Source organism: Bacteroides sp. (genome assembly GCF_029057325.1).
In the GTDB taxonomy this organism is placed as follows: domain Bacteria; phylum Bacteroidota; class Bacteroidia; order Bacteroidales; family Bacteroidaceae; genus Bacteroides.
This window is the reverse complement of the sequence record NZ_JAICZW010000129.1, coordinates 12,861-31,907: the sequence shown is the minus strand read 5'-3', so window position 1 is coordinate 31,907 and position 19,047 is coordinate 12,861. Positions and strand designations below refer to the sequence as shown.

Below are 19,047 nucleotides of genomic sequence, written 5' to 3'. Positions count from 1 at the left end.
CGGACAAACTCCACTCCCTAGGACCGAAGAATGTCCGAAGAACGTCCGAAGAAACACCGAAGAAACTACGAAGCAGATAAGACCCTGACAAGACGCGTCCCGAAGAAGCAGAGAGTGACGGTATTTTCCGGAAGCAGATGTAGCGTGTAAACATTTGTGATTCTGCAATCCTTGAGAGGAGGCATGCAGAAGGATATCAAGGATGAACCTCAAAAGAATGACGCTCCCAATTAAACAGGGTCTTTAAAATAAGTAGATAAGGCATAAAGGGGGACATTGGTCATCCAATCTTGCCTTCGATAATCAGACATGGAGAATCGCAACCCATGCATTCCCGGATGGGAGTTCACAAAAATGGAAAGTGATTTGGAACGAAGGTTCTCTTCTGTCTTTGCTTCAATCGGAACAATTTCACTACCGTGTTGAATCAAAAAGTCAATCTCCAGCTTTGCATCATTGGCATAATAGAACACCGAAGTGTCGTGCGTAGCCACTAATTGACTCATTACGTAATTCTCCGTGAAAGCCCCCTTTGATTCCTCCATCCCATTCTCGGCAATCAATAGTTTTTCAGGGGGTGTCTCACTCATAGCACCTAATAAACCGCAATCTAAAAGAAAAAGTTTGAAATTGGATATATTCACATAGAATTTTAAAGGCATCTTAGCCTCGCTCACCCTTTCCGCCTTATAAACCAAACCAGCATCCATCAGCCATTGAATAGCAACTTCAAACTCTTTCGCCCTACCTCCCGGTTTTGCTACGCCATAGATGAATTTTTTATTCTCTTTCACTAATTGTGAAGGCATAGATTGCCATACCATACTAATGCGGTTAGCTTCCGCAACAGGTACATGCTTCGATATGTCTTTTTGATAGGTATAAAGAATATCTTTTTGGATTTTTCTCACTTTTACGGCATCATTGGTTTCAATAAACTTTCTGACAGCTTCGGGCATCCCCCCTACAAAGTAATATTCGCGTAGCAGTTTGATGTATTTGCTTTTAAGAAGTTTTACCGTTGTCCAATCTTTGGAATGAAGAATATCAACCATTTGCTTTTTACCATTTGCCAACAAAAATTCATCAAATGTCATGGGATAGATGTGCAGAATATCCACTTTGCCAACAGGAAACGATTCACCCTTGTGCATAGCTATGCCCAATAATGAGCCTGCAACTGCTACATGATATTGGGGGGCTTTTTCGCAAAAATATTTTAAGACCGACAACCCGCGTGGTGCCTCTTGAATTTCATCAAGAATAATCAATGTCTTTCCGGCTTCTATACTTTGCTCCGTAATGGCCCCAATCGCAAGAATGATACGCTGTATGTTATAATCTTGCATAAACGAAAGCAAGTTCAAGAACTTGCGAAACTTGAGTTGTGATTTTAGGTCCGGAATCGGAATTGTTCAACCATTTACCCGATTGGAGTTCAACTGCTTGTAGGGATGTACCTTGGTGCAGCCGCCCACTCACATGCTGTCTGCCGCCATTCCGCAGATGTGTCAAAACATGCATTTCACTTTCTTTTAGGCACGGATTACACGTTTTTCTTCTTTATTAATCCGTGAAATCCGTGTAATGCCGTGCCTAAATCTATCATTATGTCGATTCTTTTCGTTTTGACACACCTCCCTCTACATTGAAAATAAATGTGTCATACATGTTATGCCAGGTAAATAGTTGCTACAGAATTCACGGATAAAATCAAAAAAAGAGGAGCATCCGATATGTAGAGTGATGGCATACGATAGTTAATATTTATACTATATAATATATTGTAAATCAGATATATCGCACTTTATTTATTCTTTATCCTTTTTAAAGTGTCACTTTAGTGGGTATAAAGTAAAACTTTAACGCTGATAAAGCTGTACTTTAATGCCAATAAAGTAACACTTTAATAGGAATAAAGTAATGCATAAAAAAGACAAAGAGAAAAAATAGGACAACGCCTCATCGCTTCAAGTGCCGGATGCCCCCGGGCATTTACTACTCCGCACGACATTCTAAAAGGACAAAGTTCTGGTGGAACTTGGTGTTTTATGATATAATGCGCTCATTATTATCATTAATATATATGAGAATGGAGAAATTAGGTATTTATTATAAACCTTAAATTTTACATTATTATGCTTAAACGATTCAGAACAGTCAGCATGATGCTACTCCTGTTGGGAGCTCCGACGGGGATGGCGTATGCTGCAACCCCTGATGTGAGCGGGGTACGTGCCACACAACAAAGTGGTGTTTGCAAGGGTGTGGTCAATGATGCTTTTGGCCCTGTCATTGGCGCCTCTGTAGTAGTAAAGGGAACTACGAATGGTGTGATTACCGACATCGACGGTAACTTCTCTCTGTCCGGCGTGAAGGATGGTGATATCATTCAGATTTCCTTCGTGGGATACAAGACGGTGGAACTGGTTTGGAAAGGAAAACCGTTCAACGTTACGTTAGAAGAAGATTCCGAATTGCTGGAAGAGGTTGTGATTACTGCTTATGGTGGCAAACAGCTTCGCTCTAAGGTAACGAACTCCATCTCTAAGGTTAAGGAGGACGTGCTGACAACCGGTTCGCATACGAATCCCGCCAAGGCATTGTCCGGTGCAGTTTCTGGCTTGCGGGTTCAGCAGACTTCCGGTAATCCGAACGATGTGCCTACCATGGTGCTTCGCGGTGGTACTAATCTGGATGGTTCGGGTTCTCCGCTGGTAATTGTTGACGGACAGGTGCGCAGTAGTTTGGCCGATATCAACCCCGAAGACATTGAGTCCATGGAGGTGATGAAGGATGCCGGTGCAACGGCTATCTACGGTGCGCGTGCCAACAATGGCGTTATCCTGGTGACGACCAAACGGGGTAAGGAAGGATTCAGCGAAATCAGGTTCAAGGCCAAGATTGGTATTAATCAGTTTAGAAACAACTACAATTTTCTGAATGCGCGTGACTATTTGTATTGGTTCCGCAAGGCTGTGCAGAATGCCGCACAATTCGTACAGGTTGACGGCAAGTATTACGGATCTACCGATATGAGTACACTGAATGCCGCACAGCCTTACGGTACGGGCAACGTTTATTACAACCCGGATGGCAGTGTGGCCGATGGAAACCAGAATGGCAATGCTGTATGGAGTCCTATGAAGTACACAAGCGATTTGGCTTTCCTGCTCAAGCAAGGATGGCGGACCATGACCGACCCTGTGTATGGCGACGAGATTATCTTCAAGGAATTCAGCTTGGAAGATACCAACATTGAAAACAATGCCTTGAATCAAGACTACAACGTCAGCCTGACGGGAGGTAACGATAAAGGAAACTACTACCTGAACTTGGGTTACAACGATACCAAAGGTAATGCCAAAGGCAACTGGTACAAACGTTTCTCGGCTACCTTGAATGCCGATTACAAGATTCGTCCGTGGTTGACCTCCAAGAGCTCGGTCTCTTTTACCGACTCCAAATGGTTCGACATTTATGATGCACGTAATGGCGACGGAATCACGAACACGATGGATATGCAATACTACTTCAGCCGCGCGTTGAGTTTGCCGCCCACTTTCCGTGGTACAAACGAAAACGGTGACTGGTTGTATGGTGTGCGTTGGGACTTGTCTGATACGATTGCCGATGTCAATCTTCCGTCTTACCAGCGTGACAACAACAGCAACAAGCTGAACTTGAACCAGACATTTATCATCGACATTCTGGATGGACTGGACTTGAAAATCAGCGGAACTCTCTATCTGTTCGATACATTCAGAGACTATTTCAATAAGGATATTTATACCCGTATCGGTACAATTGACAAAACCCACAAGGCCTATGCATCCAAAGACCGCTATCGCGACCAGACCTACAATGCTGTATTGAATTATAACAAGCAACTGACTGAAGAACACTACGTATCAGCCATGCTGGGTATGGAGTATTACGATTCTTACCGCACTGGATTTGATGCTTATGGTTACGGAGCGCCCACGGCCGATTTCGGTGATTTGGGACTGACACAGACCGAAGGCCGTGAAATTGACTCCTGGCACGAACGCCAGCGCATCATGTCCTTCTTCGGGCGTGTGAACTACGACTTCATGAGCAAGTATCTGATATCAATCGTGATGCGTCGCGATGGTTACTCCAAGCTGTTGGGCGACAATCGTTGGGGCTTCTTCCCTGGTGTGTCTGCTGGTTGGGCTTTCAACAAGGAGAAATTCATGGAACCGTTGCAGAATGTGCTTTCTTTTGGTAAGCTGCGTGCCAGCTACGGTTTGAATGGTAACGTATCGGGCATCAGTGCTTATGGCTTGCAGGGCGCTTATGGAGTGAAGCAGTATCAGGCTGCCATCGGCAACTTGCTGACCACATTGCCCAACCCGGGATTGAAGTGGGAGAAATCGCATACTTTTGAAGTCGGCCTCGACCTGGGATTCCTGGAAAACCGCTACATGGCTAACCTCACGTTCTACAACCGCCGTACCAAAGACAAATTGGCATCCATTACGTTGCCCTCTCACTCTGGTGTTACAAACTGGACCACCAATAACGGTGAATTGCAGAACCGGGGTTTGGAGATTGACCTGAATGCGCGTCTTGTCGATACGAAAGACTGGAAGTTCAATGTCAACGCCAACTTGTCATGGAACAAAAACAAAATTATCTCATTGCCCTATAACGGTCAGCCCAACAACCGTAGAGATGTGTTCCAGGTGTACAACAGTGCAGGTGAACTGATTTGGGTAGGCGGACAGCAGGAAGGACAATCCTACGGCGACATCTACGGCTTCAAGGCGGAAGGCATCTATAAGAGCTATGATGAAATCCCCGGAAACTTGAGGGATATCTCTTCTCCGAACAATAACGGTCGTCAGATTACCCTGTTGGGGCCTGATGCATGGAATGCCCTGTCGGATGCGGAAAAGAAGAACACCGGTGCCGGTGGTTATCTGCCTATCCAGCCGGGTGACGTGAAGTGGAAAGATGTCAACGGCGATGGCGTGATAGACAATTACGACAGAGTGAAGTTGGGTAACAGCCTGCCTAAAGTAACCGGCGGTGTCACGTTGACTCTTGGATGGAAAGACCTGTCGCTGATTACTCGTATGGACTATGCTTTGGGACACACGGTAATTGATAACAAGACCCCGTGGATTATGGGTGGCGCACAAGGTACGTACAATACGATTGATTTGAGCAAGGACAGCTGGACACCGGAGAACCCGAATGCCAAATATCCTACATACGTATGGGCTGACCAGTTTGGTAAGCGTAACTATTGCCGTAGCAACAACAGCTTGTTTGTTTACAAAGGTGATTATCTGGCATTCCGTGAAATTACTTTGAACTATAACATGCCGGCAAAATGGATTTCAAAAGTCGGACTGAAGAGCTGCGAACTCTCAGTGACTGCACAGAACTTGGGCTATCTGACGGCTGCCAAGACTATGCATTCTCCGGAGTATGGAGCAGATTCTTATGGTGGTTATTCCATCCCGCGCTCCTTCGTGTTTGGCTTAAATGTTAGTTTCTAATTCTTAATACGTACATGATATGAAAAAAATATTCTATATGCTATGTTTGATAGCAGCGCCTCTGTTCTTTCAGGCATGTGACAATTTGGACTTGGCTCCGATAGATTATGCAGGCTCCGGAAACTATTGGCAAAACGAATCTCAGGTGGAAGGATTCATGGTAGGTCTGCACAACGATTTGCGGGAAGCTTTATACAAAAACACAATGTATTATGGCGAATTCCGAGGTGAAACGATGAGCACTCGTACGAATAGTTGCGGAAGTGCCAGCACTGTGCCTAATTACATTGTTAACGAGATATCGGAAGATACTCCGTTGCAAAGCAATTGGGGTGGTTTCTATGGACGCATCATGCAAGTGAACCACATGATTGAGAATCTGGAAAACGGATGTGGCTTCTTGAACGACAATTCGCGTAGTTATTATAAGGGAATAGCTTACGGTTTGCGCGCTTATTACTATTTCTGGCTTTATAGAAGTTATGGAGGCGTGCCTTTGGAACTGGAAGTGAAAGTGTCATCGGGAAGCGTCAACGCTCCTGACCTGTATCTGGAAAGAGCTACGGCAAAAGCCACGATGGAGCAAATCAAAAAGGATGTGGAGACATCGTACAACAACTTTAAGCAAACTTCCAAGCAACGTCCTAACTACTATTATTGGTCCAAAGACGCTACGCTGATGCTGAAAGCGGAAGTTTACTTGTGGGCAGCCAAAGTGACAACCGATGACAGCAAGGAACCGCATACGGCTACCGGTACTGCCGATTTGCAGACCGCTAAATCCGCATTGGGCGAACTGACGGGTTATACGCTTTCTTCAGATTTTGCCAACCTGTTCCAACATAGCGGAAAGTTGCGCAATAATGAGGTGATTCTGGCACTCTACTTCGACAAGGACGAAAAGGTTGACAAAGACTGGTTCCGCCGCTATTTCTACTACCTGAACTTTAACGGAAATGCCATGATGGATGAAGACGGAAACGATTTGGGCGATGAGCTGAATTTGTTTGGTGAAGGACTGCTGAACCAGGAGTATAAAGAATCACTCGTTAAGTCATTCGACAAAGCCGACTCCCGCCGTGCCGGAACATTCTTCGAGTATTATCGGAAATCGGACGGATTGTTCGGTTGCAACATGCTGAAATTCTTTGGACAGAATGTAGATGCTACGCACTATTTTGACCCGGATATCATCCTCTACCGTTATGCCGATGCAGTATTGATGATGGCGGAAATTGAAAATGGACTGACCGGTACGTGCGCCGCTTACATCAACCAGATTCGCCAACGTGCTTATGGTGAAAACTATGACAGCAATGTGGCTTATCAAGACAAGAGCTTTGCGGAAAATGAATTGGCTATTCTAAAGGAGCGCGACAAAGAGTTTGTCGGCGAAGGAAAGCGCTGGTTCGACCTGCTTCGTTTGCAAGATGCTTCAAAGAGACCTCTGGTATTCTCTGCCAGTGCAGCCTATGCCAACGATGACATGGAGCCGGAAGCCGTGTTGGATTATGCCACAGAATCTTACAAGGTGTTATGGCCCATTGAACGTTCGTTGATGACTTACGACCCGTTGCTGAAACAAACAATTAATTATCCAACCAAAAATACTGATTAAGTCTATACTAAGATGACACAAAAGAGCCATATCAAACTCCGGTGCGGAGTGGTGATATGGCTCTTTACTTTTTATATAAGCTGTTTGTGGGGAGAAATGCTATTTTTACAACTAATTGCTTTTGTTATAGTAAAAGTCTGGATGACAAGAGAATTATTTTTAACTTAACCCCACAAGGCATTCCTTTTTATAAAGGTTGTTCTTGAGGTAAATGTGACTGATTCAAGTTGTTGCCAAACAATGCCAAAGTTAAAAGAGTCGATGAAGTATGGCGTGTTGACGAGAACCGTCACAGCAATGGCGTCATGTACAACGGAAGATACAAGATGCCGTCCTTTTCTTTCACATCCTTATCGTGAAGCACGTATGCGGTGGAGGGCAGACCCTACATACATTTACACATAATCGAGAATTTAGTGATGCCCTATTTTACACATAATCGAGATTTCTATCATCGGTAAAAATACACATAATAAAGAAAAGTACAAAGAATCGTGTCGGGGATAATCATCAAATTTCCACTTAACCAATTCATTTATAGCAAGTCTATCCATCATTCAACCGCTTACTCACATTTAATGAATGAAACATGCTGCAAAAAACACAAAAAATGAACGAACGGAACCGGATTGCACACATAAAATGAACGAAATGCATGCTGAAAACAATACGAAAAAGTTTTCCGTTTCTTTGTAGAATCTGTGTATTTTGATTATTTTTGAAACCAAAAATCATATATTATCCTTTATCTCAGATTATGAAACATGTACTGCATTTCTTGTTCAGCCTGCTATGCTGCCTGGCTGTTTCGCCGGTCGTACAGGCAGATGACTGCCACCTGTTGCCCCGGCCGCAAAAGTTTACGCGCTCCGCGAAAAGTTTTCATTCGGAAACGGTAAAAATTTCGACTCCCGTACTGCAAGGCGAATGGGAAGACTTTGTGACGGAGCGGGGTGGCAAGGTCAATGAGCGTGCCAATGCACTTATAGAAGTAAAGCTGGTCCCTTCTATTGAAGAGGCCGTACAGAATCAGGCGGAGGCTTACCGGTTGACCGTGGCACCGAAGAAAATCACCGTGGAAGCGACCACCGAGCAAGGGGTGTATTGGGCCATGCAGACACTGGCGCAATTGCAACGCGACGGGGCAAAGAAACTGCATTTTGAAGGGTGCGCCATCACCGACTGGCCCGCCTTCCGTGTGCGCGGTTTCCTGCAGGACGTGGGACGCAGCTACATCTCGGTGGAGGAACTGAAGCGGGAGATTGAGGTGCTTTCTCGATTCAAAATCAATGTCTTCCACTTCCATCTGACGGAAAACCAATCGTGGCGGCTGGAAAGTAAAATCTTTCCGATGCTGAACGACAGCGTGAACACCACGCGCATGCCGGGCAAATACTACACCCTGGAAGAAGCCCGCGAACTGGTGGACTTTTGCAAAAAACATGGAATGACGCTGATTCCGGAAATTGACATGCCGGGACATAGCGCCGCCTTCATACGCACTTTCAGGCACGACATGCAAAGCCCTGAAGGCATGAAGATATTGAAGCTACTGGTGGAAGAGGTGTGCGAAACGTTTGATGTGCCCTATCTGCACATTGGCACCGATGAGGTGAAGTTTACCAACAAGGACTTCGTGCCCGAGATGGTGGCCTTTGTCCGCTCCAAAGGCAAGAAGGTAATTTCCTGGAATCCGGGTTGGCACTACAAGCCGGGCGAGATAGACATGACCCATCTGTGGAGTTACCGGGGAAAGGCGCAGCCGGGCATTCCCGCCATCGACTCCCGTTTCCACTATCTGAACCACTTCGATACGTTCGGCGACATCGTCGCTCTGTACAACAGCAAGATTTACAACACGGAGCAAGGCAGTGATGACATGGCCGGAACCATCCTCGCCATCTGGAACGACCGCCTGGTGGAACCGGAGCGCAACATCATATTGGAGAACAACTTCTATCCCAACATGCTGGCTATGGCGGAGCGTGCCTGGTTGGGAGGCGGAACGGAGTATTTCGACAAAAACGGTACCATCCTTCCGAGCGAGGACACGGAAGAGTTCAAGGTTTTCGCCGACTTTGAAAGACGCATGATTTGGCACAAAGAGCATACCTTCAAGGGGTATCCTTTTGCTTACGTGAAACAGACCAACGTGAAGTGGAACATCACAGACGCGTTCCCCAATGGAGGCGACCTGGCGAAAGCATTCCCGCCGGAAGAGGAGCTGAAAGAGACTTACCTCTACGAAGGTCGGGAGTACAAGACCCGCGAGGTCGTCGGAGCCGGCATCTACCTGCGCCACGTGTGGGGAAAATCGGTTCCCGCCTTCTACAAAGACCCGCAGGAAAACCATACCGCATACGCCTATACGTGGGTCTATTCGCCCAAAGAGCAAGAAGTGGGGCTGTGGGCGGAGTTCCAGAATTACGGACGATCGGAGATGGATTTGCCGCCCCGACAGGGCACATGGGACTACAAAGGCAGCCGCATTTGGCTGAACGGCACGGAGATAATGCCTCCGGTATGGAGTGCCACGCACCGGGTGAAGTCTAACGAAACCGCCTTGGGCAACGAGAACTGTGTGGCACGCCCGCCCCTGAAAGTCCATCTCGATAAGGGTTGGAACAAAGTGTTCCTGAAACTGCCTGTCGGCAAATTCACAACCCCCGAAGTGCGGTTGGTGAAATGGATGTTTACGGTGGTCTTCGTCACTCCCGACGGGGAAAATGCGGTAGAAGGGCTGATATATTCACCGCAAAAGAAATTTCTGAAATAAAAAGACAAGCCGATGAAAAAGAAAACAATCTTATCATTCCTGCTCTTCCTTTTAGGCACTCTATGCATGGAGGCCCAGATGAAGTGGGTAAATCCGTTGGAACAGCCTCTTCCGGTAGTTCGCGGCAGGGCCTGGCACCAAGAGCTGCAAGGAACCTATGCCCGCCTTCCGCTGAAGGCGAAGGAGAAAGTGACTAAAGCTGTCTGGGAGCTGTCCCGGCAAAGTGCGGGACTTTCCATCGCTTTCTACTCCGACTCACCGGAAATTAAAGTGAGGTATGTGGTAAACGGAAGCCGCAGCATGGCGCACATGCCTGCTACCGGTGTTTCGGGCGTTGACCTGTATGCCACAGACCGAAATGGCCGGAGCCGTTGGTGTGCCGCCAAATACTCTTTAGGCGATACCCTTGTTTATACATATAGGGGAATTACTTATGAAGACGGGTCGGACAAGGGGTATGAATATAGCCTGTTCCTGCCTCTTTATAATTCGGTCTCTTTTCTTGAAATCGGGATAAAGGAGGATGCATCCATCGACTTCATTCCTGTCTCCGCAGAAAAGCCGCTGGTGGTCTATGGCACTTCCATTGCCCAAGGAGCCTGTGCCTCACGTCCCGGCATGGCCTGGACAAATATCATAGGCAGAGACTTGCAGCATCCGGTTGTCAACTTAGGTTTTTCAGGAAGCGGCAAGCTGGAGAAAGAACTCTTTGAACTGTTGGCTGAGACAGACGCGCGGCTCTACGTGATAGACTGCATGCCCAACATGATTGCCGCCGATACTGCCGTGATCGTAGAACGTATGCTGGCCGGAGTAAAGATACTCCGTGCCCGCAATGCCGCGCCCATCTTGCTGGTAGAGCACAGCGGATATACCAACGAATACACCTCAGACCGCACGGCTTCTTCCTACAAGGCTGCCAATCGTAGGTTGCGAGAGGTGTATGACACCTTGATGCAGCAACAAGTGCCCGACATCCACTACCTGACCAAGGAAGAAATAGGGCTGTCCATGGACGCTATGGTGGAAGGAGTACATCCCAGCGATTTGGGTATGCAACAATGCGCCGACAGCTATGCGAGAAAAATCAGGGAAATATTAAAAGAGGATCAAGGGAAAGTGACCACTTGCGTTCCCCGTAAACAAAAAAGAGACCCTTACGACTGGCAGGCAAGGCACGAGGAGGTCTTGAAACTGAACCGTGACGTGCCGCCTGAGACAGTGCTTATCGGAAACTCGATTATCCATTATTGGGCAGGCGAGCCACTTGCCGACAAGCAACGGGGCAAGCGGGCATGGGACCGGCTGTTTGCAGGAAGAAAGGTGCGCAATATGGGATTCGGTTGGGACAAGATAGAAAACGCCCTTTGGCGCATTTATCATGGAGAGCTGGATGGCTATCAGGCCGAAGATATTTTCATGTCGATTGGAACCAATAATTTGCAGTTTAATACAGATCGTGAAATCGTGGAGGGAATCTTGTTTGTGGCAAAAGCTGTGCGTGAAAGGCAACCTTCCGCCAAATTGCACGTGATAGGAATCTTGCCTAGAAGAGGGCAAGAGCAGCGAATCAGTCACATAAATAGCGAGCTGCAAAAAGAATTGCTGAATACCGGTGCGGTTTATGTGGACCTTGCCCCTTTCCTTGTCAAGGAAGACGGGCGCATCGACCCCTCTTTATTCAGTGACGGACTCCACCCGAACGAGAAAGGGTATGAGAAAATAGCCGAAGCCTTTTTGAGTGGGCGGATTTTGTAAGAGATGGAGGTGTGTCAAAACGAAAAGGAACCGACATAATGATAGATTTTAGGCACGGAATTACACGGATTTCACGGATTAATCAAGAAGAAAAATCGTGTAAATCCGTGTAATCCGTGCCTAAAAGAAAGTGAAATGCATGTTTTGACACATCTACTTCTTGTATATTTTAGGATTGTAAATAGTTTCGTAGAAAGAGTCTTATTCTTCCGTTCGGAAAGTCGAAGCTGGCAAACCTGCCTCATTCACCAGGTTGGCATGTGTGAACGGCTGCCAACCATAGCGCACGTAGCGTGGATTCTTAATTTTTTTATTGTAAACCTTCAAACGGTTTCCTTCCACTTCGGCTACGGCAGGCTCAAACAATCCGTCGATTTCTGCAATTTCAAAGGTGCGTAGAGGCTGACCGTCGGCACTGTGCAAACCTTCTCCGTAATCAAAGGTCAGGTAGGCTGCGCCGTTGCGGAATTCTGCTTGGCGGAACAGCGGTCCTGACGGTACTACTTGCTTGTGTCCGTAGGTGCTGTTCAATGCCCATCGTCCCAATCGTTCGCCGATAGGCTTTTTGTTGCGAGGGTGTACGTCCAGCGAATCTCCGTGGTCGCTGGAGACAGCCATGCCTGTTGCAGAGATGTCGTTCATCATCTTTCGCTGGCTGTTGCGGAACCAGGGCCATGAAGGGCGGTCTATGCCGGAGAGCTGTACATAATAGAAGGGCATTTGTGCATCGTTCCAGTTCTTACGCCAGCTTTCCACAAGCAGATGGAATAGTTTTTCGTGTGCTGTGAAGTTGTGCGCATTCGATTCCCCCTGATACCAGATGACACCTTTTATCGGGAAATTTTCCAAAGGCCGGATGCCGACTTCGTAGAGGTAACAAGGTTCGTAGGGGTGGCGCTGTTCTTTATAGGTTGATTTCTTGATGTTGAGTGCGGCACGACCGCGTACCCAGTCTTGGATAAAGTCGTTGCGGGTCCATTGTCTCAGGATGGCGGGGAACTGGTATTCCAGTGTGCTGCGATCTACCCATGCTTCGGTGGGCGAACCGCCTATGGCGTTGCAAATCAGTCCGACAGGTACTTGCAGGCTGTCGCGCAACATCTTCCCAAAGTAGTAGGCGATGGCGGAGAAGTTGCGGGCGGTTTCGGGAGTCGTGGTTTCCCATCGGGCTTCTTTGTAATATTGCAGGTGATTCAACGAGTCGAGTACGGATGTCGGCCATTCTATGGCATGGGTCAGCCATCTCCCTTTCATGTCGAACAAGCGCAATTGGTCATCATTTGCTTTCAGTATGTCGGCATCGGCCGTGGTGGCGGCTTTCAGCATGAATTCCATATTGGATTGTCCCGAACAGAGCCATACTTCGCCTGCCAATACATCTTTATACGATAAGGTGCTTTTCCCGTCTGTCACACTCAGGGTATATGGACCGCCTGCGGGCAGAGGAGACAGGGTGACTTGCCACTCGCCATTGCTGTCGGTAGTGGTACTCTTTTTTTGTCCGGCTATGCTGACTTTAATTTTGGCGTGGGCGTTTGCCGTACCTTTGATTTGCAGGGGGCGGTCGCGTTGAAGTACCATCCGGTCTGTATAGGTCATGGGCATCTGCAAACCTCCATAGTCGCCGGTGATGGCGGAATAGACGGTCTTGGCCAGTATGGTGGCGCCTTCCGGGTCGGGGTGAATGGCATCGTGCAGCAGGTACGGGTAGGGGTAGAGCGGTTTCTCGAAATCGATGAGTTGCACATTGGCTACGTGTGCCACGGTTTCGATGGCTTGCTGTATTTCTCCTCGCCAGTCGCGGGTGCCCGATTCAAAACGCGGGTGGCGGTCGGCGAGGGGAGTCAGTCTGGCAATGATAATTCTGCAATCCGGTTTCGCTGTGCGGAAGCTGTCAATCAGTGCCAGGTAGTCGCGGATAAATTCGTCCCGATAGTTGGGCCAGTCGCGCGGGTCGGTGTCATTAATTCCAAGGTGAATCACTACAATGTCACCGGCAAATTCAATCGCTTTGCGATACTCTTCTTGTTGCATGTAGGGGCGGTGTCCTCTATTCAGTAGCGTTGCTCCTGATTTGCCGAAGTTGCCTATCTGGTAGGTCTCGCCTAACATTTGTTGCAATTGTGCCGGATAGGCTTGTGTCTCGCGTTCGGGTAATAAATAGCCGTAAGTGATGCTGTTTCCTACACATGCCACTTTGGTGCGTTTTTGCGCTAAAACGCAGAGGGCGAACAAGGTGAAAGAGAAATAAAGAATGAGTTTCTTCATGGTATGTTTGAATAAAATTGATTACTTGAGGGCAAAGTTATCAAAAACAATTGGATAAATGCAAATATTTAAATATCTATATGAGATAAAATAAAAAAATATATTAACCATCTGTGTTGTTTTTACCATATAAATGGTATATTTGCACAAAATCAGATGTCTAATATATATTGAAAAATATGAAACGAAAACTATTGTACACTTTAATGGCTTGTTTAAGTCTATGGAATGTCAGGGCTAATGATACTTCTGAAATTGTTTTGCTGAATCAAGGATGGATGTTTTCACAATCGGGTACGGACAAGTGGATGACTGCCACTGTGCCGGGAACCGTACATCAGGATCTGTTGGCTCATCAATTGCTTCCCAATCCTTTTTTTGGAACCAATGAACAAAAAATCCAATGGGTGGAAAATGAAGATTGGGAATATAAAACCACTTTTACAGTGACTGAAGAGCAACTTTCGCGAGGAGCTGCTTCGCTGGTCTTTGAAGGACTTGATACATACGCGAACGTTTATCTCAACGGGGCGCTGCTGCTGAAAGCAGATAATATGTTTCTTGGTTACTCTATTCCGGTGAAAGAGGTGCTGCATAAGGGAGAAAACAGATTGCACATCTTTTTCCGCTCACCTATTAAAGAGACATTGCCGCAATGGGCGTCGAACGGATTCGATTATCCGGCAGACAACGACCATTTGGACAAGAAACTGAGTATCTTTACCCGGAAAGCTCCCTACAGCTACGGATGGGATTGGGGCATCCGCATGGTGACAAGCGGCATCTGGCGTCCTGCTTACTTGCGTTTTTATGATGTGGCGACCATTGACGACTATCACGTGAAGCAACTCTCGCTGACCGACCAACGGGCGGAAGTGTCCAATGAACTGGAAATAAACAGTATATTGTCCGAACAGACGGAGGCCGAGGTAGTTGTGTCGTATTCGCTGAAAAACGGAGAACCGGTTACGAAGAAGAAGACGGTCACCCTGAATCCCGGTATCAATAAAATAAAGATTCCTGTAGAGGTAGAGAATCCGGTACGCTGGATGCCCAACGGATGGGGTGAACCGACGCTGTATGATTTTACGGCGCAAGTGGTTTGCCAAGGAAAGACCATCGCTTCCGACCATCATCGCATCGGTCTGCGTACCATTCGCCTGGTAAACGAGAAGGATGAGCACGGTGAATCCTATTTCTTTGAGGTGAACGGCATTCCGATGTTTGCCAAAGGAGCGAATTTCATCCCCAATGATATCCTGCTTCCGACCATGACCGACGAGCGTTATGCTACTTTGTTCCGCGACATTAAGGAAGCCAATATGAACGTGATTCGTGTATGGGGGGGAGGTACGTATGAGGATAACCGCTTCTATGACCTTGCCGATGAAAACGGCATTCTGATATGGCAGGACTTCATGTTCGGGTGTACCACCTATCCGGCAGATCCGACTTTCCTGAAACGGGTGTCTGACGAGGTGGACTATAACATCAAGCGCCTGCGCAACCATGCCTGCCTTGCCATGTGGTGCGGCAACAACGAGATATTGGAAGGCTTGAAGTATTGGGGATGGCAGTCACGCTATACCCCTGAAGTATATGAAGAGTTTTACCGCAATTATGACAAACTCTTCCGTGGATTGCTTCCCGCCAAGGTGAAGGAGTGGGATGAGGGGCGCTCGTATATACATACTTCTCCCTATTTCTCCAGCTGGGGACGTCCTGATTCCTGGAATATCGGAGACAGCCATAACTGGGGCATTTGGTACGGTAAGAAGACGTTTGAGTCGTCCGATACGGAGATTGGACGTTTCCAAAGCGAGTTCGGCTTTGAATCCTTCCCGGAGATGAAGACGATTGCCACATTCGCTTCTCCCGAAGATTATGAGATAGAGTCGGAGGTGATGACCGCCCATCAGAAGAGTACGCAAGGCAATGCTTTGATACGTACGTATATGGAACGTGACTTCATCGTCCCCGAAAAATTTGAGGATTTTGTATATGTGGGTCTTGTATTGCATGGTCAGGGAATGCGCTATTGTTTTGAGGCGCATCGACGCAACCGCCCCTATTGTATGGGTACGCTCTATTGGCAGCTGAATGACAGTTGGCCGGTAGTGTCGTGGTCGAGTATCGACTATTACGGCAACTGGAAAGCGTTGCACTATCAGGCAAAGCGTGCTTTCGCTCCGTTGATTATCAATCCGATTCATGAAAACGGGAACCTGAATGTCTATTTACTCTCCGATAAACTGGAAGATTCTTCCGATATGACGCTGGATATGCGGTTGATGGATTTCAAGGGCAAGAAGTTACTTCAGAAGTCTGCGAAAGTAGCGGTTGCAGCCAATACATCCGCTAAGGTGTTCGGCTGTGCTTTGGACGAATGGGCGGATGAGGCGCAACGCAAGGAGTGCTATCTGTTGCTCTCTCTGAAAGATCGCCAAGGGAAAGAGATAACCCGGGATATCCACTATTTCCTACCGACCAAAGATTTGAACCTGCCTCAAACGACGGTAAACAGCAAGCTGAAAGTGCAGGACGGCCGTTGTGAGGTAACGCTCTCTGCTTCTAAATTGGCGAAAGATATATTTGTGCAGATACCTTATCAGGGCGCACGTTTTACGGATAACTTCTTTGACCTTTTGCCGGGAGAGACGCGTAAAATCGTGATTACTTCTCCGGAGATAAAGAAAGGAATAACTCCTGAAATAACAATCAAACATATACGGGAAACTTATTAATTTCATTAATTATACGAATATGAGAAAATTACTGAAGACAGTAGCGGTGGTTATCACAACCGGATGGTTGTGCTCCTGCTCTGGTGAAAAGACGGAGGCGAATTACCAAGTGATTCCTGCCCCTCAGGAAATCGTAATGGCTGCCAATGGTGATTTTACCTTGGGAAGTGGTGTGAAAATTGTTTATCCGGAAGGAAATGAAGCGATGCGACGCAATGCGGAATATCTTGCCGAATATCTGCAAAAGGCAACCGGAAAAGTTTACCAGACAATGGCCGGAACCGAAGGCAAAGGAAACATCCTTCTTCAGTTGGTAGCAGATGCTGAGAAACCGGAAGGTTATCAGTTGAAAGTGAACGGCGACGGCGTGGTTATCTCCGGCGCAAGCGAGGCAGGCGTATTCTATGGAATCCAGACCTTGCGCAAGTCTATTCCTGTTGTGGAAAACAGCACACCGGTATTGGCAGGTGTAGAGATAAAGGATGCTCCCCGTTTCGACTACCGTGGCGCACATTTTGATGTGAGCCGCCACTTCTTCACGATAGAAGAGGTGAAGAGCTTCATTGATATGATGGCACTGCACAATATGAACCGTTTGCACTGGCACATCACCGATGACCAAGGCTGGCGTATCGAAATAAAGAAATACCCGTTGCTTACTGAAATCGGTTCTCAGCGTAAAGAAACGGTGATTGGCCATAATACAGGAAAATATGACGGAAAGCCTTACGGCGGTTTCTATACACAGGAACAGGCGAAGGAAATCGTGGCATACGCTGCCGAACGCTATATCACCGTCATTCCTGAAATCGACCTTCCCGGACACATGCAGGCTGCATTGGCTGCTTATCCGAATCTAGGATGTACAGGTGGACCGTATGATGTATGGACTATCTGGGGTGTTTCCGACAATGTGCTTTGTGCCGGTAACGACGATGTGCTGACATTCATTGATGATGTATTGACTGAAATCATTGACATCTTCCCATCTGAGTATATCCATATCGGTGGTGACGAATGTCCGAAAGTGAAATGGCAGACTTGTCCCAAATGTCAGGCACGTATCAAAGAGCTGGGCATTAAGTCTGATGACAAGCATAGCAAGGAAGAGTATCTGCAAAGCTTCATCATCAACCATGGTGAGAAGTTCCTGAACGCGCATGGACGTCAGATGATTGGTTGGGACGAAACGCTGGAAGGCGGTTTGGCTCCGAATGCTACCGTAATGTCCTGGCGTGGAGAAGGTGGAGGTATCGAAGCCGCCAAGCAGCACCATGATGTGATTATGACTCCGAACACTTATCTCTATTTTGATTATTATCAGAGCAAAGATACGGAAAACGAGCCGGAGGCTATCGGTGGTTATTTGCCGGTAGAACGTGTCTATAGCTACGAGCCGATGCCCCGTTCACTCACTCCGGAGGAACAGAAGTATATTATCGGTGTGCAGGCTAATCACTGGACCGAGTACATTCCTACATTTGCACAATTGCAATACATGTGTCTGCCTCGTTGGGCCGCTCTTTGCGAGATTCAATGGAGCCAACCTGAAAAGAAGAACTATCAGGACTTCCTGGCCCGTCTGCCGCAGCTCATCAAATCTTATCAGGCAGAAGGCTATAACTATGCGAAGCATGTGTTTGACGTGACGGTTGATTTCCAATCAAATGCGGAGACCGGTGCTGTGGATGTACGTATGAAGACCATTGATAATGCCCCCATTCACTACACATTGGATGGTGCGGAACCTACTGCCGCTTCTCCCGTAGCGGAAGAAGTGCTCTCCATAAAGGAAAATTGTACACTCAAGGCAATGGCGGTACGTCCGGAAGGCAACAGCCGTGTATTCACTGAAAAAATCAATTTCAGCAAATCCACTTGCAAACCTATCGTGGCCAATCAGCCGGTGAACAAACAATATGAGTTCAATGGTGTCTCTACGCTGAACGATGGTTTGAAAGGTAACGGTAATTATAAGACCGGTCGTTGGATTGCATTCTATCGGAACGACATGGATGTGACTATCGACCTGCAGCAGCCTACAGAGATTTCAAGCGTCTCTTTCTCTACTTGCGTGGAGAAAGGTGACTGGATTTTTGATGTACGCGGCGTTACTATCGAGGTATCGGAGGATGGCGATAAGTTTACACAAGTATTCTCGGAAGAGTATCCGGCAATGGCGGAAACCGACCGCAACGGATTGTATGAGCATAAGCAGACTTTCGATCCGGTTACCACCCGCTATGTACGTGTGCTGGCTCCGTCGGAACACTCCATTCCTGCCTGGCACGGTGGTAAAGGTAATTTCGGTTTCTTGTTTGTCGATGAAATCGTAATCGAATAAAAACAACA

General features: G+C 47.2%; 8 protein-coding genes. 6 read left to right on the top strand and 2 right to left on the bottom strand.

Annotated elements, in window-relative coordinates; all coding sequences use genetic code 11:
- Nucleotides 1–230: 230 nt before the first annotated feature.
- Entirely contained in the window at nt 231–1,349 is a 1,119-nt protein-coding gene (locus tag K2G43_RS07640; protein WP_300153907.1) for an ATP-binding protein, read from the bottom strand.
- A gap of 816 nt (nt 1,350–2,165) precedes the next feature.
- Between K2G43_RS07640 and K2G43_RS07635 the strand changes: the two genes are divergently transcribed.
- From K2G43_RS07635 to K2G43_RS07620, 4 genes are all read left to right on the top strand, one after another.
- Nucleotides 2,166–5,531, top strand: coding sequence for a TonB-dependent receptor (locus K2G43_RS07635; protein WP_300153905.1), 3,366 nt, complete (start codon nt 2,166–2,168; stop codon nt 5,529–5,531).
- Between the two features lie 19 nt (nt 5,532–5,550).
- Complete coding sequence (locus K2G43_RS07630; protein ID WP_300153903.1) at nt 5,551–7,149, top strand: RagB/SusD family nutrient uptake outer membrane protein; 1,599 nt, start codon at nt 5,551–5,553, stop codon at nt 7,147–7,149.
- Nucleotides 7,150–7,906: 757 nt separating this feature from the next.
- Nucleotides 7,907–9,925, top strand: coding sequence for a family 20 glycosylhydrolase (locus tag K2G43_RS07625; protein WP_300153901.1), 2,019 nt, complete (start codon nt 7,907–7,909; stop codon nt 9,923–9,925).
- A 12-nt stretch (nt 9,926–9,937) separates the two neighbouring features.
- Entirely contained in the window at nt 9,938–11,683 is a 1,746-nt protein-coding gene (locus tag K2G43_RS07620) for an SGNH/GDSL hydrolase family protein (protein ID WP_300153899.1), read from the top strand.
- Between the two features lie 201 nt (nt 11,684–11,884).
- Here the strand turns inward: K2G43_RS07620 and K2G43_RS07615 are convergent, their stop codons facing one another.
- Nucleotides 11,885–13,951, bottom strand: coding sequence for a GDSL-type esterase/lipase family protein (locus tag K2G43_RS07615; protein WP_300153897.1), 2,067 nt, complete (start codon nt 13,949–13,951; stop codon nt 11,885–11,887).
- Between the two features lie 179 nt (nt 13,952–14,130).
- On the opposite strand from K2G43_RS07615, the gene K2G43_RS07610 reads away from it, so the two are divergent.
- The gene (locus K2G43_RS07610) at nt 14,131–16,695 is read left to right on the top strand and encodes a glycoside hydrolase family 2 protein (protein ID WP_300153895.1); all 2,565 of its coding nucleotides are present in this window, start codon (nt 14,131–14,133) and stop codon (nt 16,693–16,695) included.
- 19 nt (nt 16,696–16,714) lie between these two features.
- Nucleotides 16,715–19,039, top strand: a complete 2,325-nt coding sequence (locus K2G43_RS07605; protein WP_297643350.1) for a glycoside hydrolase family 20 protein — start codon at nt 16,715–16,717, stop codon at nt 19,037–19,039.
- The last annotated feature ends 8 nt before the right edge of the window (nt 19,040–19,047 follow it).